The sequence below is a fragment of the Rhizobium rosettiformans genome, from assembly GCF_016806065.1.
Classification (GTDB): Bacteria; Pseudomonadota; Alphaproteobacteria; order Rhizobiales; family Rhizobiaceae; genus Allorhizobium.
In genome coordinates this window covers 331,479-356,945 of sequence record NZ_CP032406.1, presented here as the reverse complement: position 1 = coordinate 356,945, position 25,467 = coordinate 331,479, and the positions used below count along the sequence as shown (strand labels likewise).

The window sequence follows — 25,467 nt, the reverse complement described above, 5'->3', positions numbered from 1 at the left end:
CCGACGAGATTAGAGTTTGTTCATCCAGCCTAAGCCCGCACGAGTGCCGGCCGCCGGACGATATTCGCAGCCGATATAGCCCTGGTAACCGATCGCATCGATCTCGGCGAAGATCCTGCGGTCGTCGAGCTCGCCCGTCATCGGTTCGTGTCGATTGGGCACAGAGGCGATCTGGATATGGCCGATGACCGGCGCCATCTGTCGGAGCGCCATGATCACGTCGCCATGCAGGATCTGCCGGTGATAGACGTCGAATTGCAGCTTCACATGGGCCGCATTCGTGTCAGCAATGAAGTCGACCGCGCGGTTGAAGTCGTTGAGGAAGTAGCCCGGCATGTCGCGACCGTTGATCGGCTCGATGACGAGACCAATACCGGCCTCGCCCGTGCGGTCGGTGGCGCGCTTCAGGTTCTCGCGGTAGGTCATGATGGCTTGCGGATCCATGGCTGGTGCAAGCCCCGCCATCATGTGCAGGAGTGGTGTGCCGATCACTTTTGCATAGGCGATTGCCGTGTCGAGTGCCGATGCAAAATCGCCCTCGCGGCCCGGCAGGGCCGCCATGCCGCGTTCGCCGGCTGCCCAGTCGCCGGGCGGCATGTTGAACAGTGCCTGGACAAGGCCGGCCGCCTGCAGGCGCTCAGCCACGACCTCGGCTTTATGATCATAGGGGAAGAGATATTCGACGGCCGTAAACCCGCAATCGGCTGCGGCTTGAAAACGGTCGAGGAAGGGAACCTCGTTGAACATCATCGACAGGTTGGCGGCAAACTTTGGCATGTCAGTCCTCGTCCTCCATGCCAGGCAGCTTGAGACCGGCAATCTTTGCCAGGAGACGCGCCACCGAACTGTCGTCGTCGCGTCCCATGCCGGCAGCTTCGGTCATGATGAAGAGCTGAAGTGCTGCACTTGCAATCGGCAGGGGAAATTTCGACTGGCGGCCGATATCCGAGACGATGCCGAGATCCTTGGTAAAGATCGCGACGGCACTATGCGGTGTGTAATCGCCTTCCAGCACATGCGGGATGCGGTTTTCGAACATCCAGCTGTTGCCGGCCGATTTGGTGATCACGTCAAAGACGCGGGAAATGTCGAGGTCCATGCTTTTTGCGAAGGTGATCGCCTCACAGGCGGCTGCGATATGCACACCTGCCAGCAGCTGGTTGACGATCTTGAATGACGATCCGATGCCAGGCTGATCGCCGAGTTCGTAGACGGTCCCCGCCATCGCATCGAGCGCTGGTTTGGCAGCGGCAAAAGCGGCAGGCGAGCCCGAGGCCATGAAGGTCAATTGGCCAGCATCCGCCTTCTTCGAGCCGCCGCTGATCGGGCCGTCGACATAGAGCAGCCCTGCTTCCTCGACACGGGCTGCAAACCGCTTGGCCTCAGCCGGCGAGATGGTGGCGCAAGCAATGATGACGCCGCCGGACTTCATGGCAGCAACCACACCGTTTTCGCCAAAGAGCACGGTCTCTGTCTGGGCAGCGTTCACCACAACGATGACGGCAATATCGGCGCCCGCTACAGCATCGCCTGGATTGCTGGCGGTGGTGCCGCCGGAAATCTTTAGAGCTTTTACGGCATCGGCGCTGATGTCGAAGCCACGAACCGCATGGCCGGCCCTCAGCAGTGAGCGCGCCATGCCGAGGCCCATGGAGCCGAGGCCGACCACGGCAACAGAGCAAAGATGAGACATCAGCGGAAGCTCCTTTTGTAGCCACGGATCAAAAGCATGGCCAGAATGATGACACCGAAGACGATCTGTCTGAAGGCTTCCGGCATCTGCAGGACTGAGAGGATGGAGGACAGGAGGGTGATGAAGATGGCGCCGACGATCGTGCCGCCATAACCACCCTGGCCTCCCATGATCGACGTGCCGCCGATGACCACGGCGGTGATGACAGGCAGCATATAGGGGTCGCCCATGCCCTGATAGGCCTGGTTGGCATAGCCGGCGAGCAGGATGGCGCCAATCGCCGTAAAGACGCCAGCGACGACAAATGTGAGGGTGGTGACGAGCCGAACGCGAATGCCGGAAAGGTAGACGGCCTTTTCCGAATTGCCCATGGCGATGAGATATTTGCCATAAACAGTTCGGTGCAGCAGGTAAAACATCGCCGCCATCACAATGAGCCAGAACAGGAAGGCGTTGGGGATGCCGAAGCTGCGCTCGAGCGACAGCGTGATCGACAGTGGCGGGGCCACGCCGCGCGGCTTGAAGCCACCGGTGAAGAAGACCACCGAGCCGATCAGCATGGAGTTCATCGCCAGTGTCCAGACCATCGACGGCAGGCGCAGGAAGGCGACGCCAATGCCATTGATCAGGCCGATCAGGGCACCGGTGGTAAGCCCGATCGGAATTGCGAGTGTGGCAAGTGTCGGGTCCTGCGAGCCGGCAATCGTCGTGGTGACAATGGCAATCGCGGTAATGGCAGCCGGCACCGAGAGATCGATGTGGCCAAGCAGGATGACCAGCGTTGCACCGGCCGCAATGATCCCGAGGAAAGAGGCGATCTGCAATTGCTGCAGGAGATAACCCGCCGTCAGAAACGTCGGCAGAATGCTGCCGCCGGCGGCCAGCAGCAACCCGCAGCCAAGGACGACGACGAGAACGGCAGGATCGACGGGAAGGCTTGGCCTTGATGATATCGCGCGGTCTGTCATTGGGCGAACAGCTTCAGTTTGTTGCGGACACGCAGCACGCCGACGGAGCCGAAGGCAATCGCGAGCGCCAGGATCAGCCCCTCGAAGAAGGGCTGGGCGAGGGGAGGAAGGCCGGAAAAGAACATCAGCGAGGCGACCGTCTTCAACAGCATGGCACCGACGGCGACACCAACCGCCGTGCCGATGCCACCGGCAAGCGAGACGCCGCCAAGCACGATCGCTGCAATCGAGTTCAGCGTATAAGTCGGACCGATTCCGGCGTCACCGGTCATCGTGACCATGGAGACATAGAGCCCGGCCATGCCGGCCATCAATCCACCGAGTATATGCGCCGAAATCCGCATCGTGGTTGTGTTGATGCCGGTGAGTTGCGCCGAATGCTCGTTTGATCCGAGTGCCTTCAGCGCTATGCCGAAACTGGTCTTGCGCAGCACGATGGTGATCACGATCACGGTTGTGATGATCAGCAGAAGGGAGGTCGGCACTGGTCCGATCGCATAGGTGAAGGCATCGGAGAGTTCGGAGTTCACCGTGCCGCCGGGAGTGGGCCTCAGATAGAGCGCGATACCGGAATAGATCGCTCCGGTCGCAAGGGTTGCGACGATCGGCGGGACATTGCCGAAGCAGACGAAGAGGCCGGTAAAGAGCCCGCAGGCCATGCCGACCAGAAGCACGGCTGCCATGCCAAAGACAAGCGATCCGCCATCGCCGGCCAGCGCAAAGGACGCCGTGACATTGGTGAGTGCCACGACCGCACCGACCGAGAGATCGATGCCGCGCACCAGAACGACAAAGAACTGGGCAAAGGCTGCAAACACCAGGAGCGTCGACTGGTTGGACCAGATCGTCAGAACATAGGTGGAGAGCCCCCGCGGATGGGTGGCGATGTAAAGCACGAAGAGGGCAACGAAGGCGATGGTCGGGATGATGACGCGCAGATTGCGTCGGATGTGGAGTGCGGTCATTGCACGGTCTCCGCCGCTGATGGGGCAAAGCTCAGGCCCATGGCGGCTGAAATCAGGTTCTCAGGCGTCAATGTGTCTGCGCTCAGTTCGCGCGCGATGCGGCCACGATAGAAGACAGCGACCCGGTCGCAAAGATGCACGAGCTCTTCGTAATCCGTCGACTGCATGATGATGGCGATGCCCTCATCGGCAAGGTCGGTTAGCAGGCGGTAGATCTGTGCTTTGGTCTTGACGTCAATGCCGCGCGTCGGGTCGAGGAGAAGCAGGCAGCGTGGCCCAAGCGCCAGCCATTTGGCAAGCAAGACCTTCTGCTGGTTGCCACCCGACAGCGACATGACGGGATCGGAGAGCTGGCCATAGGTCAGTTCGAGGCGTTCGAGAAGGGCAAGGCAGCGGGCGTCCAGCGCCTCGCGGTCGTCGTGAAGTCCGATACCGGCAAGCCGCATATTGTCTGATATCGGTAGCGGCTGGATCATGCCCTCGGTCTTGCGATCCTCAGGCACCAAGGCAATGCCGATCCCAGGTGATTTCGAGCGATGTGGCGAGCGGTTCTGGTACGGCCGGCCGTCAAGCTCGATCGAACCGGTAACGCCCGAAAGTGTGCCGAAGATTGCTTCGAGAACACGCTGCTGGCCCTGGCCTTCGAGGCCTCCAAGGCCATAGATCTCACCGGGGCGTACCGTAAAGCCGACATCGAAGAGTTCACCGGCGAATGACAAGTTTCGGACGGAGAGAAGCGGCGCAACATCTGCAGGCACAGCCGGGCGCGGTGGCGGGAACAGCCGGACCATGGTCTCGCCGATCATCAGCGACACGATGCTCTGGTTGTCGACGGTGCCGGCCGGGAAGGTGCGAACATGCTGTCCGGCGCGAAACACTGAGATCGTGTCGGCAAGTGCCTCGACCTCATGGAAACGATGGGAAATGAAGAGGATGCAGCAACCTTCGTCGCGCAGCTTGCGGATGACGGTGAACACTTTCTCGACGGCGGAGGCACCCAGTGCCGAAGTCGCCTCATCAAGGATCAGGAGACGTGGTTTCTGATAAAGCGCCTTTGCGATTTCCACCCGCTGTCGATCGGCGAGAGAGAGCTCGTCCACTGGCGTGTCGAGGGAAATGCTCTCGGCCCCGATCAGGTCGAGGGCGGCACGGGCTTCTTGATAAGCCTTGGCACGCATGAATCCGAACCTCGTCTGCGGGCGGGCAAGCGTGATATTGTCGCCGACGGACAAAGTCGGCAGGAGCGAGAGCTCCTGGAACATGCAGACGATACCGGCGGCTGAGGCCTGGCGCGTTCCGGAAAACCGGATCGATCGACCATTGAGGCGGATCTCGCCGGTGGTCGGCTGGATTGCCCCGGAAAGCAGTTTCATTAGGGTCGACTTGCCGGCACCGTTTTCGCCGAGGATGGCGTGTACGGAGCCCGGCCGGGCGGAAAAATCGATCGTCTTCAGGGCCTGGATCGGCCCATAGGATTTCGAAATCCCCGAAAGCTCGATGAGCGGAGCAGTCGTCATTCTGGCATGTCCTGGTATGGGTCGGACGGCGGCGCCCTATGAGGTGTCAGGCACCGCCGCCCAGCCGGGAGGATCAGGTATTGTCGGGCGTCTGGCCGAGCAGCTCTTCGGGGGTGAAGACCGGGAAGCAGTTCGGATAGCCTGTCGTCGTGTAGAAGGTGTCCGGCAGGTTCGGGAAGTAGTCGGTGCCTTCCTTCAGCTCTGCATTGTCCTTGTTCGGGATCGGCAGGAAGACCTTCTGCGGCAAGGCATTGCCTTCAAGCAGCGAGACCGCGGCTTCGAGCGCAACAGCCGACATGACCGGCGCCTGGGCGGCGGTGAGGCCCGGATATTTGCCTTCGGCGATCAGCTTGCGTGCACCGTTGCCAGCATCGCCACCAATCGGAACGACCGGGTGACCGGCATTCTTCATGGCATTCAATGCGCCGATCGTGCCTTCCTGGACCATCACTCCGTCGAAATTGCCATTGGTGGCGATCGCGTCTGCGGTGACCTTCTGCACGGTGCCGGCATCCCAGTTGCCAACCACCTGGACGACTTTGAGACCCGAATGCTTGTCGAGGACAGAGCGCATGCCGAGATGGTTGTCGCGGTCTGTCGCATTGCCCGGCAGGCCGGAGACTTCGAGCACGCTGCCCTCGACCTTGCCCTTGGCCTTCTCGATTTCGCGCACCACGGCTTCCGCCTTCATTGCGCCGAGCTCGAACTGGTTTTCATTCACTTGCACGATGGCATCCGTGTCGAGCACGTTGTCGAAGGGCACAAGCACTGTGCCGGCCTGTTCGGCGCGCTTGATCACGGAGGAAAACGCGGTCGGGTTGACGGCGATGAAGGTGATTGCGTCGTAGCCGGCGGCGATGAAGTTATCGATCGCGGCGATCTGGGCAGCACTGTCATTGCCAACTGAAACAACGGTGAATTCAGCGAGCTTTGCCTTGTTTTCTTCGCGTGCAGCCCAGGCCTTGGCGCCCTGGATAGCCGTCACGCGCCAGTCATTGCCGGCAAAGCCGTTGACGAAGGCAACCTTGTAGGGACCTTCGCGCTTCTCATACTTGATGACCTTGGCATTGTCGGGTGCTGCGGAGAAGCACTCCGGACGATGGGTGTCTTGGGCGCTAACGGCCGAAGTGAAACTGAAGGCGCAGAGCATCGCGGCCGACGCGACAAGCGCGGCCTTGTTAAAGGTTCTCACGGTGAACTCCTCCCGAAGTGTATCTCCCAGAAAGCGCCAATCTCAGCGCTAACATAATTTTTTAAGCACATCCTCTAGCCACGATCAAGCGAATTGTGTTAGCGCTGAGATAAAGTTTATGGCACGGTCCTGAAGTCGAGATCGCGTGTCGCGTATTGCCCATCAGTGCAATGCGGGAAGGGAGGAGTTGAAACGAATGCAGCCGGAGACGCCGACGCTCACTCATGTGGCTCAGCTGGCCAATGTCAGCGAGAATACCGTGTCCCGGGTCATCCGCAACAAGGGCTCGATTGCCGAGCAAACCCGCAAGCGCGTGCTTGAGGCCATCGAGGCACTCGGCTACGTGCCCAATCGGGCGGCCGGCTCGCTGGCCTCCTCGGCCTCGCTGATCATTGGCGTGATCTTACCCTCGCTCTCCAACATCGTTTTTCCTGAGGTTTTGCGCGGCATTCATGCAGGACTTGCCGACACGCCCTATCAGCCGATGATCGGCGTCACCGACTATGATCTCGGCAAGGAGCAGCAGCTCGTCTCCTCGCTTCTCGCCTGGCAGCCGACTGCCCTGATCACCACAGGCTTTGAACACACGGACGCGGCGCGCCGGATGCTAAAAAACAGTCGCATTCGCATCGCCGAACTCATGGACATCGACGATCAGCCGATCGATCTCGCAGTGGGCCTCTCCCATCGCCGGGCCGGTCGCGCGACGGCTGAGCATCTGGTGCGTTGCGGCTATAGCCGCATCGGTTATGTCGGCCACGATTGGACGGCCGACCGGCGCGCTCGCGCCCGCTATGACGGCCTCTGCGAAGCCCTGTCTGAAGCCGGCCTGTCGCTCTCCATCGAGAAGCGCCATGACGGTCCAAGCTCGACGATTGCCGGCCGCGACACGCTGGCAGGTCTTTTGGCCGAGGGTGCTGCTGTCGATGCCGTGGTGTTTTCCAACGACGACATGGCGGTCGGTGGCTTCATGCATTGTCTGGCCGGCGGGATACCGGTGCCCGAGCGGCTTGCGCTGTTCGGTTTCAACGGGCTGGAGATCGGCCAGGCGCTGCCGAAGCCTTTGTCGACCGTGCGCTCAAACCGCTTCAACATCGGCAAAACCGCCGTCGAAGCGCTTCTTGCGCAGCCAGAACGGCCGGGCGAGCCACAGATCATCGACACCGGATTTGCCATCATTGACGGCGCAACGGCCTGACCGCGCGCCAATTCATCGGAGACTGCCATGCTTTTGGGCGCCATTGCCGACGACCTCACCGGAGCCACTGACCTCGCGCTGATGCTGTCGCGGGAGGGCATGCGGACGATCCAGACGATCGGTGTGCCCAGAAAAGGCCTTGATCTCTCAGGAGTGGATGCGGTCGTGGTCGCGCTGAAGTCGCGCACCAATCCCGCAGCCGGAGCGGTCGCCATGTCGCTCGAGGCGCTTTCGTTTCTGCAGACGGCGGGTGCGACGCAGTTCCTGTTCAAGTATTGCTCGACCTTCGATTCCAGTCCCGCCGGCAATATCGGCCCCGTGACCGAAGCCCTGATGCAGGCGCTCGGTACGGACCTGACAATCGTCTGCCCGGCGTTTCCGGCCAATGGTCGCACCATCTACAAGGGGCATCTCTTCGTCGGCGACCAGCTGCTATCCGATAGCCCGATGCGCAACCATCCACTGACGCCGATGACCGACAGCTCGCTGGTGCGGCTGATGGCCGGGCAGTCCAAGCTGAAGGTGGGGCTGGTGAACCACGCAACGGTAGGCGAGGGGGCTGCAGCGGTTTTGCAAGCCTTTGAAGCGGCGCGGGCCAGGGGCGAACAGGCGCTGGTCGTCGATGCGCTGACCGACGCCGATCTTCGGGCAATCGGCGAGGCCTCTGCCGGATTGAGCCTGATCACCGGGGGCTCGGGTATAGCGCTCGGCTTGCCCGAAAATTTCCGCCGCGCAGGGCTGCTGAGACCGGCGGACGACGCGCGCGCCTTTTTAGCGCCGGCGGGCCGGTCGATGATCCTTGCTGGATCGTGCTCGGAAGCGACGCGCGGCCAGATCCGTCATGCGATCGAGGCGGGCGTACCCGCCTTGAAGCTGGATCCGATTGAGATCGCCGAGGGACGTTTCAGGGTCGATGAGGCGGTCTCCTGGGCGTTGGCCCAGTCGGCAAAGGCGCCGCTGATCTATTCGAGTGCCGAACCCGAAGAGGTGAGAGCGGCCCAGGCAGCCCTCGGGCGCGAAAGGGCTGGATCGCTGATCGAGCATTTCCTCGCCGAGACAGCACTTGGCCTTGAAGCCGCCGGTGTAAGCCGCCTGATCGTCGCCGGTGGTGAAACCTCAGGCGCCGTGGTCGGGGCGCTCTCACCCGACGCACTGTTCATCGGTCCGGAAATCGATCCAGGTGTGCCCTGGACGCTGACGCTCGGGCAAAGGCAGCCGATGGCATTGGCGCTCAAGTCCGGCAATTTCGGTGCGCCCGATTTCTTCCTCAAAGCCTGGGACCTCCTGCCATGACATCCATTCACTCCGAAGAAACCCGCCTGCGCGACGAGATCGTCGAGGTTGGCAAATCACTTTTCGATCGCTGCTTTACCTTCGGCTCCACCGGCAATATCAGCGCGCGGCTCTCGACCGGCGAGATGCTGATGACGCCGACTAATGCTTCCATGGGGTCGCTCGATCCCGGCCGGCTGTCGAAGTTCACGGCCGAGGGCGTGCATGTCAGCGGCGATAAGCCGACCAAGGAAGCCTTCCTGCACCAATGCATGTATTGCGCACGAGAAAGCTCGAGCGCCGTCGTGCATCTGCATTCCACCCATGCGGTCGCCGTCAGCATTCTTGACGGGCTTGATCCCGATGACGTCCTGCCCCCTTTGACGGCCTATTACGTGATGCGGGTCGGGCGCTTGCCGATGGCGCCCTATTTTCCGCCGGGGGATACTGCTTTGGCGGAGGCGGTCCGAGATCGAGCTCGCGACAGCCACGCGGTGCTGCTTGCTAATCACGGCCCCGTCATTGCCGGCAAGACGCTAAAAGAGGCCCAGTATGCGATGGAGGAACTGGAAGAGACCGCCAAGCTATTCCTGATGCTGCGAGGTGAGCGTCTTAGGCCGCTGTCAACGCATCAGGCTGAAGCGCTACGTTCACCCTGAAGCTCGTGGTCTCTTACCCTTTGGGCAGGCATGATGCAGTTGGGTTAGCTCCTCCAAGTGGCTTGGACGATCCACCAATCTTGCGGAAATTTATCCCGACGGACTGTGCGCACCGACCCGTAAATTGATTGGCCCAGGGTTCCGTGGTGGCAGTGGTAACTAGATGCCGATTGACGTTTGCTCGACATGGCGGAACCCCGCAAGCAGGGTCTCAAGATAACGTTGCAAAGGTGGCAACGAAACTACATATGTGCTAATGTGGGTCCGTTACTTCAGGAGTATGTGAGATGAGCCGCTTGACGATCGACATAACGGACAAACAACATCAAAGCCTCAAAGCGCTGGCCGCTCTGCAGGGGAAGACAATCAAGCAATACGCACTTGAGCGCCTGTTTCCTGGCGACTTCGAGGGAGAACGGGCTTGGGAAGAGTTGAAGACGTTGATGAATACGCGCATCAGTGAGGGGCTTGCTGGAAAACTGTCGACCAGAACCGTAGTTGAGATCCTTGACGAGGAGATCGCCGAAGGTCGCGCTTGACGTCTTACATCCTGACCGCAGAGGCAGAATCCGATCTTCGCTCGGTAATCCGTTACACACGGGCCCAGTGGAGCGCCGCCCAAGTACGTCAATACGTCTCGGCTTTAGAGCGAGGAATGGGGAACCTTGCCGCGGGCAAAGTACCCTTCAAGGATTTAAGCGCACTCCATCCGGCGCTGCGGATGGCGCGATGCCAACACCACTACATCTTCTGTCTGCCTCGAGAACATGCGCCCGCTCTCATCGTAGCGATTCTTCACGAACGAATGGATCTCATGAGGCGTTTGGCTGATCGTCTCAACGAGTGAAGTTTTCACGACGTGAGGAATTCCTGCGCGCGTACTAGATAAGCCCTTGTCACCGAGCGATCAAAAAAGTGTCGCCAGTTCAGATCCTCTAAACAGCCCAGCAAGTGCCGAGCCCACGGGTGACGCTCGCCTAAACGCGGGTGCTCGATCAGCAATTCCGCCTTACGGCGAATAGTGGCGAAGTACCGCTCCGCGCTGCGCGGCTGCCCTTTCCGCATTTCAATGTAGATGCACTTAACGTCGGCGCGCGCCTTTGGGGTCCAAAAGAGCTTAACGGGCATGGGGAGTTGCAGCAGCTATTTCCTGGCGTGCTTCATCCAACACCGCATCAAAATCCGCCTCAACCGCAGGGCCACTACCCTTGCCTTCTTCCCACATCGCACGCAACTTGGCGATATCTTCGCGCTTTTGCATCCATTTGGCCGCCCAGTCGCGCATGGCTTCGCGAACAACTTCGCTTCCGCTGGCATAAGCGCCACTGTTGACAGCGTCACGCAATAACTCGGCGTGCTGGGGTGTCATTGAAACGCTGACCTTTTCAACATTTGGCCAAGCACCTTTGAATTCGTCGCTTTCTGCGATCAGTGATAGGATTCAGGCGTCATGCGGACGGTCGCCGTATTTAGAGTTTCCATTTTGCCATCCATTCCCATCCAATTTTTACGATCTGTCAGTCGCGAGCTGGATGACTGGCCATTCCTCACCCGAGCGGATCGAGACTTTTGCCGCGAGACGAGAGACGATGTACGAGGACGACATCTATCAGCAACTCGAGATGCCCCTCCTATGTCATTGGCAAGGCACTGGCGACCGAGAACGAGGATTCCTACGTCTCTGACGCCTCGAGGAGTTCGGATGAGATCGAAACGGAACAACCGCGGGACCGTAGGTTCAACCCCGCTCAAGGTGAACACGTCGGTATGTCGGCTGTCTTGAGGTCCGTGCAGGTAAGCCCTTTTGCTGTCTCGGTTGCGCCTGAGTGCCGGAGATTGTGCCGGACCCTGAAAATGGGCTTTGAAACCGCAACAAAGCGATCGGCAGCAGAATTACTACCGATTGCCGAGCATGCCATTCGCCGTCATTTGTCGTAGGTTTTTGAGCGGGCCAAAGGCGCGCTAGAGCAAGGGGCACTGGCGATGACCTTCACATAAAATGAGGGCTCTCGATCAGGCCCATTTTCTCGCATCTGAAGAGCCGCGGGTCCATGAGAGGGGGGTGTCGGGAACTTCTCTCATAAAATCCATATGTGCAAGACTATCGCGGGTGAGGTCGATACCCGGGGCAATTTTCTGAAGGCGCAGGCGTGCGTTTTGAATGGCGAAAACAGCGCGTTCGGTGACGAACAATGCCTTGCGCTGTTCGCTTGACGCGAGCTTGCCTGAATAGGTCAGCTGTTGCAGATCGTTCTTGAACTTGCGGTGCTTGCCCTCGGTTACAATCTGCAAACTGCCATCGGCGCAGGATGCTGCGCAAAGAAAACACACGGCCGCTGACCTCGGCACAGGCCGAGGCGCTTCGGCAAGCCTAACGCGTTGGCAACGGGCGGTACGGCGGTGTCTGCTGATCGTCAAACCATCCCCAGATCATCAAAGGATTGATGCAGCGCTTGATCCGCCGGCGACAGTCGATCGCCCGCGAAGTTGTGCTGATGCCAGTAGGGATAGATGTAAGGCGGGCGGCTAACCAGGTTGAGGCGGGACAGTTCCTGGTCCGAAAGGGTGAGGTCGGTTGCAACGATATTGTCGCGGAACTGGTTCTCGTTGAGGCCGCCAACAACGAGTGTCGAAATGGCCGGGCGCGACAGCGTCCATGCAAGGCTGACCTGAGCGACGGACACGCCCCTCTCAGTCGCAATCTCTTCGAGCACATCGATGATGGTCCAGAGCCGTTCCTGGTTGCGGATCGGTGGCTCGCTCCAGCCTTGAGCCTGACGCGACTGCTCCGGTGCCTTGTTGCGTGCAAAGGCACCCGACAGAAGTCCGGCGGCAAGCGGGCTCCACACCATCACCCCAAGCCCCTGGTCGACCGAGAGCGGCAGGAGTTCATATTCTGCCTCGCGCGCCTCCAGCGTATAGTGGATCTGCTGGGTGACGAAACGTGGCAGACCCTTGTTGTCCGAGATCTGCAGGGCTTTCATGATGTGCCAGCCCGAATAGTTCGAGCAGCCGATGTAGCGGATCTTGCCCTGCTCGCGCAGCGTATGCAGGGCTTCGAGCGTCTCGTCGAGTGGCGTAAGCCCATCCCATTCATGCATGAAATAAATGTCGATATGGTCTCGCTTCAGTCGCTTGAGCGAGCGTTCGCATTCTCTGATGATGTGATATCGGGAGGCGCCTTCGTCATTGGGGCCGTCGCCGATCCTCATGCGGGCCTTTGACGAAATCAACACGTCGTTGCGTTTTGTGCCCAGCGCCTCACCAAGGATTTCCTCGGATCGCCCAAGCGAATACATGTTGGCCGTGTCAAACAGGTTGACCCCGAGATCGATACAGCTGTCGATCAGCCGGCGCGCCTCCTCCACGCCCTGGTTTGCCACCTTGGCGAATCCACCGACGCCGCCGAAGGAAAACGTGCCCATGGAAATGGCCGACACCTTGAGACCCGAACGGCCGAGCATTCTATACTGCATTTGATCCTCCTCCTCAGTCAGCCGACATGCGCGACAGGCGCAGCAAGCTGGCAATCTGGTCCATGCCCAGTTCAGGGCTCGTCAGGTAAGGCCGATCGTGCTGTCCCGCCTGCAGGGCACGCGCCATGGACGCCTGAGCCAGAACAACGAGCTCAACTTCGGCTGAAAGTGCTGCATAGGCCTCCTGCACCAGAAGGTCATGAGTTTCCGGGTTTCCGCTCTTCAGCTGTGCAAAGGCCTCGTTGACAAGCTGTGAGACGAATTTGCATGGACGGCCCATTCGCTTGGCTGTGCTTTCAAGAAGCCGGGTGGTCGGCTCAAGCGTGGTTGGCAAGGTCGCAAGAATGCCGATCGTCGATGCCTGACTGACGGCCCGTTCCGCCATGCCTCTGTCGATCCGAAAAAGCGGTGTTGCGCTCTTGGCAGCCAGGGCGTCGACGGCCTCTCCAAGTGTCGAGCACGTAACGATGATGGCGCTGCTGCCGTTCGCTCTCGCTGTATTGACATGGCTTGCGAGGCGGTCAGAAACGTCCTCAGCCACATGGCCATTGGCAATCACACTTGAGAGCAGGCTTTCGTCCAGGATCGAGGCAATGTGCCAGTTCGGCAACCGTTCGGCTGCAAGCAGGGCAAAGACGGGCTCCAGGGACCCGACCGTATGGATGAAGGTTAGTTTGCGCGGCTGCGGCATCTGCGGCTTGGCCACTATCTGGTCCTTGGCTTGGCCAATCATGTCGCCAGTCATTGCGCTGGGATCTGCAGTTTTGCAGCACGCGTCTTGTTGCGCTGCACGAGCTTCTCGTGGCTTCCGCGCAAGACGAGATCAGCGCCGACCAGGATTTTGACCGCCGGCTGGGGTTCGGTCGAATTGATCAGATCATCGAGAATGGTAACTGCCAGATAGCCGATCTTTCGTTTCGAGACCTCGATCGTTGTCAGGCCCGGATCCATTGTCGCGCTCTGGGGCAGGTTGTCGAAGCCGATGATCGAGACATCATCCGGGATGGTCAGCCCATGCTCGCGCAAGGCGCGGATGAAGCCATAGGCGATGATGTCATTGGTGCAGAAATAACATTCGGCCAGGTCCAGGCCGTCGGCCAATAGCTGGCGGGTGTCGCTGTAAGCGCCGTCATAGGTCGACTCCACGGAGAGAATATCGGCCGCGTCCACCGAAAGTCCGAGCCGCGCCATATTCTTGAAAAAGGCATCGCGGCGAAGCCTGAAGTTCGTCGTCTCGACATGCGAGGCGACAAAGCCGATGCGCCTGAAGCCCTGCTGGTGAAAGCGCGACAGCACCTTGAAGACGGCGTCCTCATTGTTCATGTCGACGAAATTGGCGTCGATGACATCAAAGAACGTATCGATGAAAACAGTCGGATATCCAAGGCCCTGGATGAGACGGATGTCGGCCTCTGTTAACTCGGTGCCAAGGGCCACGACACCCGAAATCGGTGATCCGGCAAGCGATTCCGCAACAGAGCTGATTGGCTGGCCTTCGAAGCTCACCACTTCGAGCGTGTAGTTGCGCCTTGTCGCTTCCGCCGACATGCCGTCGATATAGTCTGAAATGAAGACGCTGTGGTCGCGATTGACGGTATGGCCGTGCTTGGCGATCTTGAGAAAGCGAAGGGTTTCGCCGGGCTCACTCGTCGATTTGCTGGCCCTTGGCACATAGTTCAGACTTGCCACAGCTTCGAGAACCTTGGCGCGCGTGACGCCTGAGATGTCACCCTTGCCGTTCAAGACGAGAGACACCGTTGCTGCAGAGACCCCGGCGGCCTCCGCGATGTCTCTGATCGTCAGGTTCTTGCCCTTCTTCATCGCTGTCCCAAATGCTGCATCTGCGAGATAATTTACTAAACAATCTAATCGTTAAGCCGGATGTTTACGGCAATTGCTATCCGTTCGCAATCGGATTTGCGCGCAAAATAGGGCTTGCCACCGGGTTTCTGCTTTGTTAGCGTTTAGTGAAGTCGTGAAACGTTCACTAAACATGGGAGGAGACCATGCGGCGAACCGACGGCCAATTCGTGATGCTTGTCATCATGAACGCCCTGCTGCTTGTTGCTGGAGTGGTGATCTCTGGCGGCTCCTTTCTGTCGCTGTTCAATCTGCAATCCATGGCAGGTCAGGTGCCCGAAATCGGGCTTCTGGCCATCGGTGTCATGCTCGCCATGTGTGCCGGCAATGGTGGCATTGATCTTTCAGGCATCGCGCTTGCCAATCTCTCAGGCGTCGTCTCTGCGGTTCTGATGGTATCGATCCTCGGGCCGGCGTCCGATCCGACGACATTCAGCCTGGGCTTCATGCTTGGCTGCCTTCTGGTCGGCTTTGCGGGCGGCCTCTTTAACGGGTTTCTGATTGCCCGCTTCCAGATCACGCCGATCCTGTGCACGCTTGGCACCCAGATGGCATTCATGGGCCTTGCGATTGTTGTCTCTCAAGGGCGTGCCGTGACGGTCGGCAGTCCGGCTCTCTTGTCGAGCCTTGGCAACGACATGTTGTTTGGCGTGCCGATCAGCTTCATCATCTTCATCGTCGTCGCAACCCTGATTGGCGCCGTGTTGAAGTTCACGCCCTTTGGTCTCTGGTTGATGCTGATGGGGACGAACCCCAAGGCTGCGACCTTTGCCGGCTTCCCGAAAAACGGCGTGATCCTTTCGACCTATGCCCTGTCGGGAACGCTGTCGGGTCTCGCCGGCATCATCATCGCGGCTCGCAACGTCAACGTGAAGTTCGACTATGGCAGCTCCTATCTCTTGATCGCCATCCTGATTGCGGTGATGGCGGGTGTTCGCCCCGAAGGTGGCTATGGCCGCGTGGTTTGTGTGGTGTTGAGTGCGGTCGCCCTCCAGCTGATGTCGAGCCTTTTGAACTTCGGCGGCCTTTCCAACTTCGTCCGAGACTTCGCCTGGGGAGCTCTGTTGCTCACCTTCCTGGCTGTCGGTCGCTACGACGTGATGGGTTTCTTCGCCCCCATGCGTCGATCTGAAGATCCTTCGGCGTCTGTCCCTCAATCGCCGAAGTAACAAAGCGAGGGAAAATTTGTGGAGGAAAGCATGAACTCGTTTGTTAAAAAAATGATGCTCGGCACAGCACTTGCAGCCGTCTCGCTGGGAGGCTCAGTCGGCGTGCTCGTGGCCCAGGAAAAGCCGGTGATCGCAACGGTGGTCAAGATCAGCGGTATCCCGTGGTTCGATCGCATGAACACCGGCGTGGTTGCCTTCCAGGAAGCCAATGCTGATGTGGTTGCAAGCCAGAGCGGTCCGGCGACCGCCGACTCCGCCCAGCAGCTGCAGATCGTCAACGACCTCGTTGCCAAGGGCGTGGACGCGCTTGCCGTCGTTCCGATGGATCCGGCTGTGCTTGAAGGCACGCTGCAGCGCGCCATGGAACGTGGCATCGTTGTCGTCACCCATGAGGCCGACAACCAGATCAACACCAATGCCAATGTCGAAGCCTTCGACAACGCCGATTATGGTGCAGCCCTCAACGAGCGCCTTGCCGAATGCATGGGCAAGGAAGGCAAGTGGACGACATTCGTCGGTTCGCTTGGCAGCCGCACCCACATGCAGTGGGTCGGTGCAGGCGAAGAGAACGCCAAGAAGTATGCCGGCATGCAACTCGTTGACGCCAATAACGAGTCCTTCGACGATGCCAATGCGACCTATGAAAAGGCCAAGGAAATCCTGCGCAAGCATCCCGACATCAAGGGCTTCCAGACTTCTGCCGGCAATGACGTCCTCGGTGTTGGTCGTGCAATCGACGAAGCCGGCCTGAGCGGCAAGGTCTGCCTCGTCGGCACCGGCCTGCCGAACCCCTCGGCAGACCTGCTTGAGTCAGGCGCAATCACCGCGATCGGTTTCTGGGATCCGCAAAAGGCCGGCATGGCGATGAACACGATCGCCAAGCTCCTGCTTGAAAAGAAGGAGCTCACCGACGGCATGGATCTCGGTGTCCCCGGCTATGAAAAGGTGACCGTCAAGCAGGGCGCTGGCAAAGGCTTGCTGGTTGTCGGAAACGGCATGGTTCTCGCCGACAAGGCGACCTACAAGGACTTCCTGTTCTGATCCTTCGAGTAGCCGTGACCGGGAGATCTTCTCCCGGTCACACCGCCGCAGCTTGAAACCGCCTGCGGATAAAATGAGGATCCTGTTGCCGTGGTCGCAATGCATAAAAGCGTTGAGCAGCCTTTAGAGCTGCTCAGATTGAACAATGTCGAGAAGTGGTTTGGTGGCGTGCATGCGCTCAGGGGCATTAACCTGACGCTTGCCCGAGGCCAGGTCTATCACCTTTTGGGTGAAAACGGCTGCGGCAAGAGCACGGTCATCAAGATCATGTCCGGTGCGCACCCGCCGTCTTCTGGAGAGATCGTGCTGGAGGGCAAGAGCTATGCCGCTCTCACTGCGATCCAGTCGCTGGCAGCCGGGATCGAGACCGTCTATCAGGATCTCTCGCTCTTGCCCAATCTGACGGTCGCCGAAAATGTCGCCCTGACCGAGCAGCTCGTGTCGGCTGGCGGACGACTGGCGCGTCTTTTTAACCGCAGCCAGATGCGCGAGACAGCAGCCCGCGCGCTTGCAGCTGTTGGCCTGCCCACGGACCGCACCTTCCTGCAGGAAATCGTCTCGGATCTGCCGCTTGCCTCACGGCAACTGGTCGCGATCGCTCGCGCGATTGCCACAAGGGCAAAGCTCGTCATCATGGATGAGCCGACCACCTCTTTGACCAGGCGAGAGGTGGACAACCTGATTGATGTCGTCGAGCGCTTGCGGCTTGAGGGCGTGACCGTGCTCTTCGTCACCCACAAGCTCGAGGAATGCTACCGGATCGGCGGCAACGCCATCGTGTTTCGCGACGGAAAATGCGTGGCGCAAGGTCCAATCGCAAGCTTCACCAAGGATGACCTGTCTGAATTGATGACCGGGCGGCAGATCACAGCCACCCGCTATCGTGAGGGACGGCCCGACGGCGAAATCTTCTTTAAGGTCGACGGTCTGCACACCGATAATGTCGAAGGCGTGTCGCTTGCGCTTCGCCGCGGAGAGATCCTCGGCATCACCGGTCTTGCCGATTCCGGTCGAAACGAGCTTGCCATGGCACTGGCCGGTGTCATGCCGATCGGGCGGGGAAAGATGCTGATCGACGAGGCGCAGGTCAGACTGACTTCTCCCGCAGACGCGATCAAACACGGGATCGGATATGTCCCGGAAGATCGTCTGGCAGAAGGTCTGTTTCTCGACAAATCCATCCTCGACAACGAGATCGCCTTGATCCTTCGGGATCTGACAAACGGGATCGGCGTAATCGATCGCAATCGGGCGAGGGGACTTGCCGATGATCTCTCGGCACAGATGCGCCTCAATACGAAGAACATCGACTTGCCGGTTGGCTCGCTTTCCGGCGGAAACCAGCAGCGCGTCCTGATCGGTCGCTGGCTGAGCATTCTGCCAAAGCTCCTCATCCTGCATGGTCCGACCGTCGGTGTCGATGTCGGCTCAAAGGACACGATCTACAAGGTGATCCAATCCCTGTCGCAATCCGGCATGGGGCTGATCATCGTCAGTGACGATCTGCCGGAACTCTTGCAAAACGCCGACCGGATCATGGTCATGAATGGCGGCCAGATCGTTTCAGAATTCCAAGCAGACAAGGCGTCCGAAGACGATCTCTACCGGGCAATGCTTGGCAGTGAAAAGGGGGCTGCACAATGAACACGACCAAAGCCGACACGGCCCCTTCTTCAACACATGCGCGCTCTTTCAGTCTGGCAGATCTGATACGGCGACGGCCCGAGACAATCACCTTTGCTCTTCTCGTGACCATCTGTGTTGCCGTTTCGATTGCCAATCCGGCCTTTCTTCAGCCGTCGACCCTGATCGATATCGGCCGTGCAAGCGTCGTGATGGGACTTTTTGCGCTCGGCGTCTTCGTCATTCTGGCAGCCGGCGGCATCGATGTCTCGTTCACCGCGATTGCCGCCTTCACCATGTATTCGGTGACCCTTCTGGTGCAGACCTATCTGCCAGGACTGCCAATCATTGTCATCATTCTGATCGCGATGGCAGGCGGCGTCCTCCTTGGCATGATCAACGGCCTTCTCGTTCATCACCTGCGGGTGCCATCGCTGATCGTGACGATCGGCACCCAGTATCTGTTTCGCGGGTTTCTTCTGTCCTTCATTGGCACCGTCTGGATCATGTCGCTGCCGCCGCAAATGGGGGCCTTCGGGCGAATGCCGCTTCTGCAGTTCGAAACCGCCAATGGCGCCCTCGTCACCTTGCCCTTCTATTTCCTTGTGCTTCCGCTCGCCGCCATCCTGACCTGGTGGATTTTGAACCGGACGCTCATGGGGCGGGCAATCTTTGCCGTAGGCGGCAATGCCAATATTGCCGAGCGTCTGGGCTACAGCCTGCGCACGGTGCATCTGTTTCTATTCGGCTATGCCGGCGCTTTGGCCGGCCTTGCCGGGATCATTCATGTTTGCGCCAACCGGCAGGCAAACCCCTTTGATCTGGTCGGCACGGAAATCAACGTGATCGCGGCCGTCGTCTTGGGCGGCGCCCGCATTACCGGTGGGACCGGCACAGTTCTCGGCACCATTCTCGGCGTTCTCCTGGTCGTGGTCATCAACAGCGTTCTGGTTCTCGTCGGGATCCCAAGCACCTGGCAGCGACTGGTGGTCGGCAGCTTCATCCTGCTTGCAGCTGCCTTCTTCGTCACGCGTCAGCGCAAAAAGTAACAGTGGAGGATAAAGTGAAGAAGTTTCTCAACGATCCGGTCAACTTCGTCGACGAAATGCTCGAGGGCATCTATGCGGCTCATCCGATGGTCACCTATGTGAATGACGATCTGCGTTGCCTGGTGACGGCAAAGCCAAAGGCGGGCAAGGTCGGCCTCACCACGGGCGGTGGCTCCGGTCACCTGCCGACATTCTTAGGCTTTGTCGGCGACGGCATGCTCGACGGTGCAGCCGTAGGCGGTGTCTTCCAGTCCCCCAGTGCCGAGCAGATGTATCAGGTGACCAAGGCCGTCGATCAGGGCGCCGGTGTCCTTTACATCTATGGCAATTACTCAGGCGACATCATCAATTTCGACATGGCCGCCGAATTGGCAGATCTCGATGGCATTGCCGTCAAGCAGGTCGTCGGCAACGATGACGTGGCCTCCTCGATTGTTGGAGAAGAGCACAAGCGCCGCGGCGTGGCCGGCATCTTCTTCATCTACAAGGCGGCAGGTGCTGCTGCCGCCGAAGGTCTGTCGCTCGACGAGGTCGCACGAATTGCCGACAAGGCTCGGATGAAGACCCGCACCATGGGTGTTGCTCTTTCCAGCTGCGTCGTGCCCGAAATCGGTCATGCCACGTTTTCGATCGGCGAAGACGAGATGGAAATCGGCATGGGGATCCATGGCGAGCCCGGCATCAGCCGCAAGAAGCTTGGCGCAGCAGACGCCGTTGTCGACGAGATGATGGATCGCATCTTCAACGAGACTGACTACAAGTCAGGTGATGATGTAGCGGTCCTGATCAACGGGCTGGGCGGTACGCCGCTGGAGGAACTCTACATCCTCTTCCGCCGTGTCCGCCAGCTGCTCGATGCCCGCGGTGTGAACCTCAAGCATGTCTGGATTGGAGAGTTTGCAACCTCGATGGAAATGGCCGGCGCCTCGATATCGATCCTGCACCTCGATGACGAGCTCGACCGCCTGATGGCTGCACCCGCCAACACGCCATTCTTCAAGCACGTTACGGGTTGAGATCATGAGCATTGAAAAACTGGATGCGGGTCATCTGATCGGATTGTTTCAGAGCTGGCAGCAGCTTTTTGCCGAACAGCGTGAGTTTCTGATCGCACTCGACGGCAAGGTTGGTGACAGCGACCTAGGCATCACCATGGCGAAATCCTTTGCAGCGGCGGCTGACGCCGTCGCTGCAGAAGGCGAAGAGGCCGGTTTATCCAAGCTGTTGCGCACGGCTGGTGCAACAATGGCGCGCACGGCCCCCTCGACCATGGGGACGTTGACGGCCACCGGTTTCCTAAGGGCGAGCAAAGCGGTCGAGGGACTGGATGCTCTTGATACGGAAGCGCTTGCTCAGTTCTGGCGCGCCTATACCGATGGCATTGCTGAACGCGGCAAGGCAAAGGTCGGTGACAAGACCCTGCTCGATGTGCTCGATCCCATGACGAAGGCGCTTGAAGCTGCAGCTGCACGGGGCGACAGCCTGACTATGGCGTTGTCTTCTGCTGAGACGGTGGCCGAAGAAGCACTGGAAGCGACGAAGTCGATGGTCGCTCAGCACGGAAAGGCTGCGGCATTCCAGGAAAAGACCGTGGGACTGCAAGACGCTGGCGCGACCGTCGGGTTCTTCCTGATCAGGCGCATGAGCCAGTTTGCGGCGAACCACTGACATTGCTTGACCGGCCGCAGGATTGAATGAAATGACCGAAACCTATGTCATCGGGGTCGATGTGGGCACGGCAAGCGCACGTGCGGGTCTCTTTGACCTCAAGGGCCGCATGTTGTCGGCTGCCAAGCGCGATATCACGCTCTATCGCGAGGGCGGTTCGATCGTCGAACAGTCGAGCAGCGAGATATGGGACGCCATCTGTGCGATTATCCGTGAGGTCGTGCAGGGAGCGGGCGTGTCGCCCGAGCAGGTCATTGGCCTCGGCTTCGACGCCACCTGCTCTCTGGTCGTCATGGGTGAAGGAGGGCGACCGCTTGGCCTTGGTGGCGGGGACCCTTTTCGCGACATCATTGTCTGGATGGATCATCGCGCGGTCACGCAGGCCGAGCGGATCAATGCGATCGGCCATGATGTGCTGCGTTATGTCGGTGGACGGATTTCCCCTGAGATGCAGACCCCGAAGCTGCTCTGGCTGAAGGAAAACCGCCCTGAGGTTTTTGGCGAGGCCTGGCAGTTTTTCGATCTTGCTGATTTCCTCACCTGGAAAGCGACGGGCGACCTTTCGCGCTCGACCTGTACCGTCACCTGCAAATGGACCTATCTTGCCCATGAGGCCCGCTGGGACGAAAGCTATTTCCGCTCGATTGGGCTTGGCGACCTCGCGGATGAGGATTTTGTCCGGATCGGGACGAGGATTGTCGAGACCGGCACGCGACTTGGAGACGGCCTGACGAACGAGGCGGCATCAGCCATGGGACTGAAGCCCGGAACGGCGGTCGCCGCCGGCATGATTGATGCCCATGCCGGCGGTATTGGCACGGTCGGCATTGACGGCAAGCCGACCGAAAATCTGGCCTATGTCTTCGGCACATCGTCCTGCACCATGACCTCGACGACTGAGCCGGTCTTCGTGCCAGGTGTCTGGGGGCCGTATTATGCTGCCATGGTGCCGGGGCTCTGGCTCAATGAAGGCGGTCAGAGCGCTGCAGGGGCCGCGATCGACCAGCTCTTGTCGTTTCATCCGGCAGCTGAAGACGCAAGGGGTAGGGCGCAAACGGCCGGCAAATCGCTTCCGGCCTTTCTGGCCGGGTTGGCGACGGCAAAGGTCGAAACGCTTTCCGAGACAGTCTTGGCTGCGAAGGGCTTGCATGTCGTGCCCGAGTTTCTCGGCAATCGCGCGCCTTTTGCCGATCCCCATGCGCGGGCCGTGATTGCAGGACTTGGCATGGAGCGCGATCTCGACAGTCTGATCGCGCTCTACATTGCCGGTCTGTGCGGCATTGGCTACGGGCTTCGCCAGATCATCGAGACACAAGCCAGCCATGGGGCAGGTGTCAAACGTGTGGTCATCAGTGGTGGAGCCGGGGCAAGCCCACTGGTGCGCCAGTTGCTGGCAGACGCCTGCGGCTTGGCTGTGGTGGCCCCTCTCGCCGATGAGCCGGTCCTGCTCGGCTCCGCCATTCTGGGCAGCGTTGCGGGTGGTGCTTTTCTTGATGTGAAAGGGGCAATGAGGGCGCTGTCGGCGATCGCCTCCGTATACGAACCGGCCAAGGGGAAGATTGGCGATCTTCATCAGGAACGCTTTATAAGCTTCACCAGATTGCAAGATGTCGGCCGAGGCCTTTCGCGACCCGGCGCTTGAGACCGTGTCTGTTGGCGTTCGGGTTTGTGGGATCCCTCTGACGCACCTCGTGTGATCAGGCACGCGCTCACTGGGACTTGGTCTCAGTCGGGGCCGGCTTTTGGCGGGCAAGGACGTAAACCGACTGGCGAGTGCCCATTGCCCCGAAGGTCTTGCGTCTCTCCGCTTCCACTTTTTCCCGCCAGACACGCAACTTTGCTACTTCGGCAAGAGCATTGGCAACGACGTCATTCGTGTGCGTATCAGTCATCACTCACCCTCATTTGTTCACTGTATGTTCGGACTTTCTGCATTCGTTGTCAACGTCCATTTCTGTCATCAGGTTCGCGGCAGGGTTGCGAATGTGACGCCCGCGATGGGGGTAGCTCTATGCAGGCGCGAGGGGGAATGGCACTATCTGTGGATCGATGCTTACATGGCAGCGCTGCCTGCCTGCAAGGTCGCAGAGTGTGCCTATGTTGTCCGGTGCGTTTTACGATGCCCTATCCGCCAATCTGGTCGCGCCCGCATGGATGATCTTTGTCCCATGTCGCGATGGGTTCAGTCACAACGAAGCCGAACATGTGGAACCGTCAGACATTGTCATCGACTGCGAGGTACCCGCTGCGCCAAAGACAACGCCTCCTGCGTGCTGCTTCTCCAGCCGGCATATCATTCTCCCTTCGAGTGACGCCACTGCCCCAGCGGTCGCAGCGGCCAGCGCTGCGTCTATAGCTTGGAGCCTGAAGTCCCCGTCCGAACACAGTTTTGACTTGGTGTGACACAGACGGTGCGGATGCACGGCATGCCGCAGCACCCGCCCTTGCCTCAGTGCATCACTCAGCCGCCTTGCCCTGAGATCCACCACGGCGTCGCGCAAGGAATTCGAAGAGACGCGCGACAGCCTCTGCTCCTGGATCGATGTGTCCTTCGAGCTGCTGAGCATTGATGTAAGCGGCCCGTCCGGCTCGGGCCTTGACGTAGGTTGCGGTGAGGTTAGCGCCTGCGCGTGCTGCACTTGCCGCTGGCGCGAAACCCTTGTCATAGGCGTCAAGCGCGGGCGAGAGCGCATCGATCATGGTTCGGTCACCGAGCTCGGCGCCGCCAATCTCCTGCATCCTGGTGAGGCCGGCCTTGAGCGCATCGCGCATACCCAGACCACTTGAGGCTCCATCGCCTGCCGCAGCAAAGAAGATGGCGAGCAGTACACCGGAAGAACCGCCCATGGTCTGGCTCAGCTCCTGGCCCATGGCGCGCAGCAACTGCGTATGGTCAGCAAGCGGCAGCCTGTCCAGCGCCTCCATCAGGGCCCGTGCGGCACTTGCAAGGGTCGAGCCGGTATCACCGTCACCGGATTTTGCATCAAGCGCGTTGAGATCCTTCTCCGCCTCGATCAGAAGTTTGCAGCATTCGCTCAGGAACTGCCGCGTCGGCACATGCTGCGAGGCAAGTGGCGCAATCGGGGTCAGTCCGTCGGGCAGGGCTATGACGTTGACCGGTCGGACAACCCTTACACCGGGCCATGCCGCAAGATCGACGGGCTTGGCCAGAAGGTCGAGATCGGCTTTTTCCGCCGGCATGACCGAGATCGAAAAGCCCTGCATGTCCAGCGAGGTCATCAATGGGGCAGGTCCGACGATATGAGAGATCCGCGAGCCGATCGCCGACCGGACCAGTTCGTTGACGACCACCGCCATTTCGAGGACGGAGGTCCCACCGAGATTGTTGATGAGCACGACATGCGGCTTGTCTTCCATGCCTGCGCCTAGCCGTTCCACCATCGCGGCCACCGCGCCGCACACGCCGTCATATTCGATCTGCTCCACACCCGCCTCGCCATGGATGCCAAGGCCAAGTTCGGCACGGCCCTCGGGAATTCTCGATTCCTTGGGCGAGCCCGGCACGGTGCAGGTGTCGAGCGAAATGCCGATCGAGCGAATACTGGCGATCACCCGGCGAGCGGTATCGGTGACGGCATCGAGGCTGGCTCCGTTTTCCGCCATCGCACCGGCGATCTTGTGGACGAAGAGCGTGCCCGCGACCCCGCGTGACTGCGGCAGGTCCGGAAGCGCGATGTCATCGTCAACGATCACCATGCCGACATTGAGCCCGAAGGCGCGGGCGCGCTCGGCCGCAAGGCCGAAGTTCAGACGGTCACCGGTATAATTCTTGACGATCAGCAGGCAACCGAGCGGTCCCGTTACCGCAAGGATTGCAGCCAGGATGGCATCGACGCTCGGCGAGGCAAAAACATCACCACACACAGCTGCCGTCAGCATGCCGCGTCCGACAAAGCCGGCATGAGCCGGCTCGTGGCCGGATCCGCCGCCCGACACAATCGCTACCTTCGACTTGTCCCAGTCGGACCGCACCACGACGCGGATGTGGGGATAGCCGTCCAGGCGGCTCAAAGCGCCGGCCGAGGCCATGAGCACGCCGTCGATGGCTTCGGTAACGGCATTTTCCCTGCTGTTGAGAAATTGAGGCATGAGACCC

Annotated in this window: 26 protein-coding genes and 1 pseudogene; 13 read left to right on the top strand and 14 right to left on the bottom strand. The window is 59.8% G+C overall.

Going from position 1 to position 25,467, the window contains the following annotated elements:
* Positions 1 to 9: 9 nt before the first annotated feature.
* The 6 genes from otnI to D4A92_RS23180 all read right to left on the bottom strand — a co-directional run bounded on the left by otnI (position 10) and on the right by D4A92_RS23180 (position 6,335).
* The gene (gene otnI / locus D4A92_RS23205; RefSeq protein ID WP_203020258.1) at positions 10 to 777 is read right to left on the bottom strand and encodes a 2-oxo-tetronate isomerase; all 768 of its coding nucleotides are present in this window, start codon (positions 775 to 777) and stop codon (positions 10 to 12) included.
* 1 nt (position 778) lies between these two features.
* Positions 779 to 1,693, bottom strand: coding sequence for an L-threonate dehydrogenase (gene ltnD / locus D4A92_RS23200; protein ID WP_203020256.1), 915 nt, complete (start codon positions 1,691 to 1,693; stop codon positions 779 to 781).
* Positions 1,693 to 2,661, bottom strand: coding sequence for an ABC transporter permease (locus D4A92_RS23195; protein ID WP_203020254.1), 969 nt, complete (start codon positions 2,659 to 2,661; stop codon positions 1,693 to 1,695). Before D4A92_RS23195 ends, ltnD begins: the two co-directional genes overlap by 1 nt.
* Positions 2,658 to 3,626, bottom strand: coding sequence for an ABC transporter permease (locus D4A92_RS23190; protein WP_203020252.1), 969 nt, complete (start codon positions 3,624 to 3,626; stop codon positions 2,658 to 2,660). Before D4A92_RS23190 ends, D4A92_RS23195 begins: the two co-directional genes overlap by 4 nt.
* Positions 3,623 to 5,143: a sugar ABC transporter ATP-binding protein gene (locus tag D4A92_RS23185; RefSeq protein WP_203020250.1), complete on the bottom strand. Its 1,521-nt coding sequence runs from the start codon at positions 5,141 to 5,143 to the stop codon at positions 3,623 to 3,625. The genes D4A92_RS23190 and D4A92_RS23185 overlap by 4 nt, the downstream gene beginning before the upstream one ends.
* 73 nt (positions 5,144 to 5,216) lie before the next feature.
* Positions 5,217 to 6,335: a sugar ABC transporter substrate-binding protein gene (locus D4A92_RS23180; protein ID WP_203020248.1), complete on the bottom strand. Its 1,119-nt coding sequence runs from the start codon at positions 6,333 to 6,335 to the stop codon at positions 5,217 to 5,219.
* A 187-nt stretch (positions 6,336 to 6,522) separates the two neighbouring features.
* Between D4A92_RS23180 and D4A92_RS23175 the strand changes: the two genes are divergently transcribed.
* From D4A92_RS23175 to D4A92_RS23155, 5 genes are all read left to right on the top strand, one after another.
* Positions 6,523 to 7,533, top strand: coding sequence for a LacI family DNA-binding transcriptional regulator (locus tag D4A92_RS23175; RefSeq protein ID WP_425959415.1), 1,011 nt, complete (start codon positions 6,523 to 6,525; stop codon positions 7,531 to 7,533).
* 27 nt (positions 7,534 to 7,560) lie between these two features.
* Positions 7,561 to 8,826 (top strand): 3-oxo-tetronate kinase, encoded by a 1,266-nt coding sequence (otnK, locus tag D4A92_RS23170; RefSeq protein ID WP_203020245.1) that lies wholly within the window; start codon positions 7,561 to 7,563, stop codon positions 8,824 to 8,826.
* Positions 8,823 to 9,464: a 3-oxo-tetronate 4-phosphate decarboxylase gene (gene otnC, locus D4A92_RS23165; protein ID WP_203020243.1), complete on the top strand. Its 642-nt coding sequence runs from the start codon at positions 8,823 to 8,825 to the stop codon at positions 9,462 to 9,464. The genes otnK and otnC overlap by 4 nt, the downstream gene beginning before the upstream one ends.
* A 287-nt stretch (positions 9,465 to 9,751) precedes the next feature.
* A complete protein-coding gene (locus D4A92_RS23160) occupies positions 9,752 to 10,003 on the top strand; it encodes an antitoxin (RefSeq protein WP_203020241.1) in 252 nt (83 codons plus the stop codon).
* A complete protein-coding gene (locus D4A92_RS23155; protein ID WP_203020240.1) occupies positions 10,000 to 10,311 on the top strand; it encodes a type II toxin-antitoxin system RelE/ParE family toxin in 312 nt (103 codons plus the stop codon). The genes D4A92_RS23160 and D4A92_RS23155 overlap by 4 nt, the downstream gene beginning before the upstream one ends.
* A 5-nt stretch (positions 10,312 to 10,316) precedes the next feature.
* On the opposite strand, the gene D4A92_RS23150 is transcribed toward D4A92_RS23155, so the two are convergent.
* The 6 genes from D4A92_RS23150 to D4A92_RS23125 all read right to left on the bottom strand — a co-directional run bounded on the left by D4A92_RS23150 (position 10,317) and on the right by D4A92_RS23125 (position 14,761).
* Positions 10,317 to 10,529: a hypothetical protein gene (locus D4A92_RS23150; protein ID WP_246754166.1), complete on the bottom strand. Its 213-nt coding sequence runs from the start codon at positions 10,527 to 10,529 to the stop codon at positions 10,317 to 10,319.
* 52 nt (positions 10,530 to 10,581) lie between these two features.
* Positions 10,582 to 10,833, bottom strand: a complete 252-nt coding sequence (locus D4A92_RS23145) for a ribbon-helix-helix domain-containing protein (RefSeq protein ID WP_203020236.1) — start codon at positions 10,831 to 10,833, stop codon at positions 10,582 to 10,584.
* A 644-nt stretch (positions 10,834 to 11,477) separates the two neighbouring features.
* Positions 11,478 to 11,756 carry a hypothetical protein gene (locus D4A92_RS23140; RefSeq protein ID WP_203020234.1) on the bottom strand — a complete coding sequence of 93 codons (279 nt, stop codon included), beginning with the start codon at positions 11,754 to 11,756 and terminating at the stop codon, positions 11,478 to 11,480.
* 122 nt (positions 11,757 to 11,878) lie between these two features.
* Positions 11,879 to 12,940, bottom strand: coding sequence for an aldo/keto reductase (locus D4A92_RS23135; protein WP_203020232.1), 1,062 nt, complete (start codon positions 12,938 to 12,940; stop codon positions 11,879 to 11,881).
* Positions 12,941 to 12,953: 13 nt separating this feature from the next.
* Positions 12,954 to 13,673, bottom strand: coding sequence for an aspartate/glutamate racemase family protein (locus D4A92_RS23130; RefSeq protein WP_246754134.1), 720 nt, complete (start codon positions 13,671 to 13,673; stop codon positions 12,954 to 12,956).
* An 8-nt stretch (positions 13,674 to 13,681) separates the two neighbouring features.
* Entirely contained in the window at positions 13,682 to 14,761 is a 1,080-nt protein-coding gene (locus D4A92_RS23125) for a LacI family DNA-binding transcriptional regulator (RefSeq protein ID WP_203020230.1), read from the bottom strand.
* A 185-nt stretch (positions 14,762 to 14,946) separates the two neighbouring features.
* Here D4A92_RS23125 and D4A92_RS23120 point away from each other — a divergent pair, with 185 nt between their 5' ends.
* The 7 genes from D4A92_RS23120 (at position 14,947) to D4A92_RS23090 (ending at position 22,992) form a co-directional block, all read left to right on the top strand.
* A complete protein-coding gene (locus D4A92_RS23120; protein ID WP_203020228.1) occupies positions 14,947 to 15,969 on the top strand; it encodes an ABC transporter permease in 1,023 nt (340 codons plus the stop codon).
* A gap of 30 nt (positions 15,970 to 15,999) precedes the next feature.
* Positions 16,000 to 17,010, top strand: coding sequence for a substrate-binding domain-containing protein (locus D4A92_RS23115; RefSeq protein WP_203020226.1), 1,011 nt, complete (start codon positions 16,000 to 16,002; stop codon positions 17,008 to 17,010).
* Positions 17,011 to 17,109: 99 nt separating this feature from the next.
* Positions 17,110 to 18,654 (top strand): sugar ABC transporter ATP-binding protein, encoded by a 1,545-nt coding sequence (locus D4A92_RS23110; RefSeq protein ID WP_203020224.1) that lies wholly within the window; start codon positions 17,110 to 17,112, stop codon positions 18,652 to 18,654.
* Positions 18,651 to 19,682 carry an ABC transporter permease gene (locus tag D4A92_RS23105; RefSeq protein WP_203020222.1) on the top strand — a complete coding sequence of 344 codons (1,032 nt, stop codon included), beginning with the start codon at positions 18,651 to 18,653 and terminating at the stop codon, positions 19,680 to 19,682. Before D4A92_RS23110 ends, D4A92_RS23105 begins: the two co-directional genes overlap by 4 nt.
* Positions 19,683 to 19,696: 14 nt before the next feature.
* Complete coding sequence (locus D4A92_RS23100) at positions 19,697 to 20,698, top strand: dihydroxyacetone kinase subunit DhaK (protein WP_203020221.1); 1,002 nt, start codon at positions 19,697 to 19,699, stop codon at positions 20,696 to 20,698.
* Positions 20,699 to 20,702: 4 nt separating this feature from the next.
* Complete coding sequence (locus tag D4A92_RS23095) at positions 20,703 to 21,350, top strand: dihydroxyacetone kinase family protein (protein ID WP_203020219.1); 648 nt, start codon at positions 20,703 to 20,705, stop codon at positions 21,348 to 21,350.
* 31 nt (positions 21,351 to 21,381) lie between these two features.
* Entirely contained in the window at positions 21,382 to 22,992 is a 1,611-nt protein-coding gene (locus tag D4A92_RS23090; RefSeq protein ID WP_203020217.1) for an FGGY-family carbohydrate kinase, read from the top strand.
* Positions 22,993 to 23,059: 67 nt separating this feature from the next.
* Here D4A92_RS23090 and D4A92_RS23085 read toward each other — a convergent pair whose 3' ends face one another.
* On the bottom strand, positions 23,060 to 23,242 hold the full coding sequence (locus D4A92_RS23085; RefSeq protein ID WP_203020215.1) for a hypothetical protein: 183 nt from the start codon (positions 23,240 to 23,242) through the stop codon (positions 23,060 to 23,062).
* A gap of 205 nt (positions 23,243 to 23,447) precedes the next feature.
* Between D4A92_RS23085 and D4A92_RS25360 the strand changes: the two are divergent.
* Positions 23,448 to 23,591 (top strand): annotated as a pseudogene (locus tag D4A92_RS25360) (Zn-dependent hydrolase); the annotation flags it as partial.
* 216 nt (positions 23,592 to 23,807) lie between these two features.
* Here D4A92_RS25360 and D4A92_RS23080 read toward each other — a convergent pair.
* The gene (locus tag D4A92_RS23080) at positions 23,808 to 25,460 is read right to left on the bottom strand and encodes a dihydroxyacetone kinase subunit DhaK (protein WP_203020213.1); all 1,653 of its coding nucleotides are present in this window, start codon (positions 25,458 to 25,460) and stop codon (positions 23,808 to 23,810) included.
* Between the last annotated feature and the right edge of the window lie 7 nt (positions 25,461 to 25,467).

What these genes read in the sequence shown, in the direction of transcription:
- D4A92_RS23090 (WP_203020217.1), top strand. Translation starts at nt 21,382, where the DNA reads ATGACCGAAACCTATGTCATCGGGGTCGATGTGGGCACGGCAAGCGCA.
- ltnD (WP_203020256.1), bottom strand. Translation starts at nt 1,693, where the DNA reads ATGTCTCATCTTTGCTCTGTTGCCGTGGTCGGCCTCGGCTCCATGGGC.
- D4A92_RS23125 (WP_203020230.1), bottom strand. Translation starts at nt 14,761, where the DNA reads ATGAAGAAGGGCAAGAACCTGACGATCAGAGACATCGCGGAGGCCGCC.
- D4A92_RS23110 (WP_203020224.1), top strand. Translation starts at nt 17,110, where the DNA reads ATGCATAAAAGCGTTGAGCAGCCTTTAGAGCTGCTCAGATTGAACAAT.
- D4A92_RS23115 (WP_203020226.1), top strand. Translation starts at nt 16,000, where the DNA reads ATGAACTCGTTTGTTAAAAAAATGATGCTCGGCACAGCACTTGCAGCC.
- D4A92_RS23190 (WP_203020252.1), bottom strand. Translation starts at nt 3,626, where the DNA reads ATGACCGCACTCCACATCCGACGCAATCTGCGCGTCATCATCCCGACC.
- D4A92_RS23095 (WP_203020219.1), top strand. Translation starts at nt 20,703, where the DNA reads ATGAGCATTGAAAAACTGGATGCGGGTCATCTGATCGGATTGTTTCAG.
- D4A92_RS23150 (WP_246754166.1), bottom strand. Translation starts at nt 10,529, where the DNA reads ATGCGGAAAGGGCAGCCGCGCAGCGCGGAGCGGTACTTCGCCACTATT.
- D4A92_RS23135 (WP_203020232.1), bottom strand. Translation starts at nt 12,940, where the DNA reads ATGCAGTATAGAATGCTCGGCCGTTCGGGTCTCAAGGTGTCGGCCATT.
- D4A92_RS23185 (WP_203020250.1), bottom strand. Translation starts at nt 5,143, where the DNA reads ATGACGACTGCTCCGCTCATCGAGCTTTCGGGGATTTCGAAATCCTAT.
- D4A92_RS23080 (WP_203020213.1), bottom strand. Translation starts at nt 25,460, where the DNA reads ATGCCTCAATTTCTCAACAGCAGGGAAAATGCCGTTACCGAAGCCATC.
- otnC (WP_203020243.1), top strand. Translation starts at nt 8,823, where the DNA reads ATGACATCCATTCACTCCGAAGAAACCCGCCTGCGCGACGAGATCGTC.
- D4A92_RS23145 (WP_203020236.1), bottom strand. Translation starts at nt 10,833, where the DNA reads ATGACACCCCAGCACGCCGAGTTATTGCGTGACGCTGTCAACAGTGGC.
- D4A92_RS23120 (WP_203020228.1), top strand. Translation starts at nt 14,947, where the DNA reads ATGCGGCGAACCGACGGCCAATTCGTGATGCTTGTCATCATGAACGCC.
- otnK (WP_203020245.1), top strand. Translation starts at nt 7,561, where the DNA reads ATGCTTTTGGGCGCCATTGCCGACGACCTCACCGGAGCCACTGACCTC.
- D4A92_RS23160 (WP_203020241.1), top strand. Translation starts at nt 9,752, where the DNA reads ATGAGCCGCTTGACGATCGACATAACGGACAAACAACATCAAAGCCTC.
- D4A92_RS23130 (WP_246754134.1), bottom strand. Translation starts at nt 13,673, where the DNA reads ATGATTGGCCAAGCCAAGGACCAGATAGTGGCCAAGCCGCAGATGCCG.
- D4A92_RS23105 (WP_203020222.1), top strand. Translation starts at nt 18,651, where the DNA reads ATGAACACGACCAAAGCCGACACGGCCCCTTCTTCAACACATGCGCGC.
- D4A92_RS23085 (WP_203020215.1), bottom strand. Translation starts at nt 23,242, where the DNA reads ATGACTGATACGCACACGAATGACGTCGTTGCCAATGCTCTTGCCGAA.
- otnI (WP_203020258.1), bottom strand. Translation starts at nt 777, where the DNA reads ATGCCAAAGTTTGCCGCCAACCTGTCGATGATGTTCAACGAGGTTCCC.
- D4A92_RS23195 (WP_203020254.1), bottom strand. Translation starts at nt 2,661, where the DNA reads ATGACAGACCGCGCGATATCATCAAGGCCAAGCCTTCCCGTCGATCCT.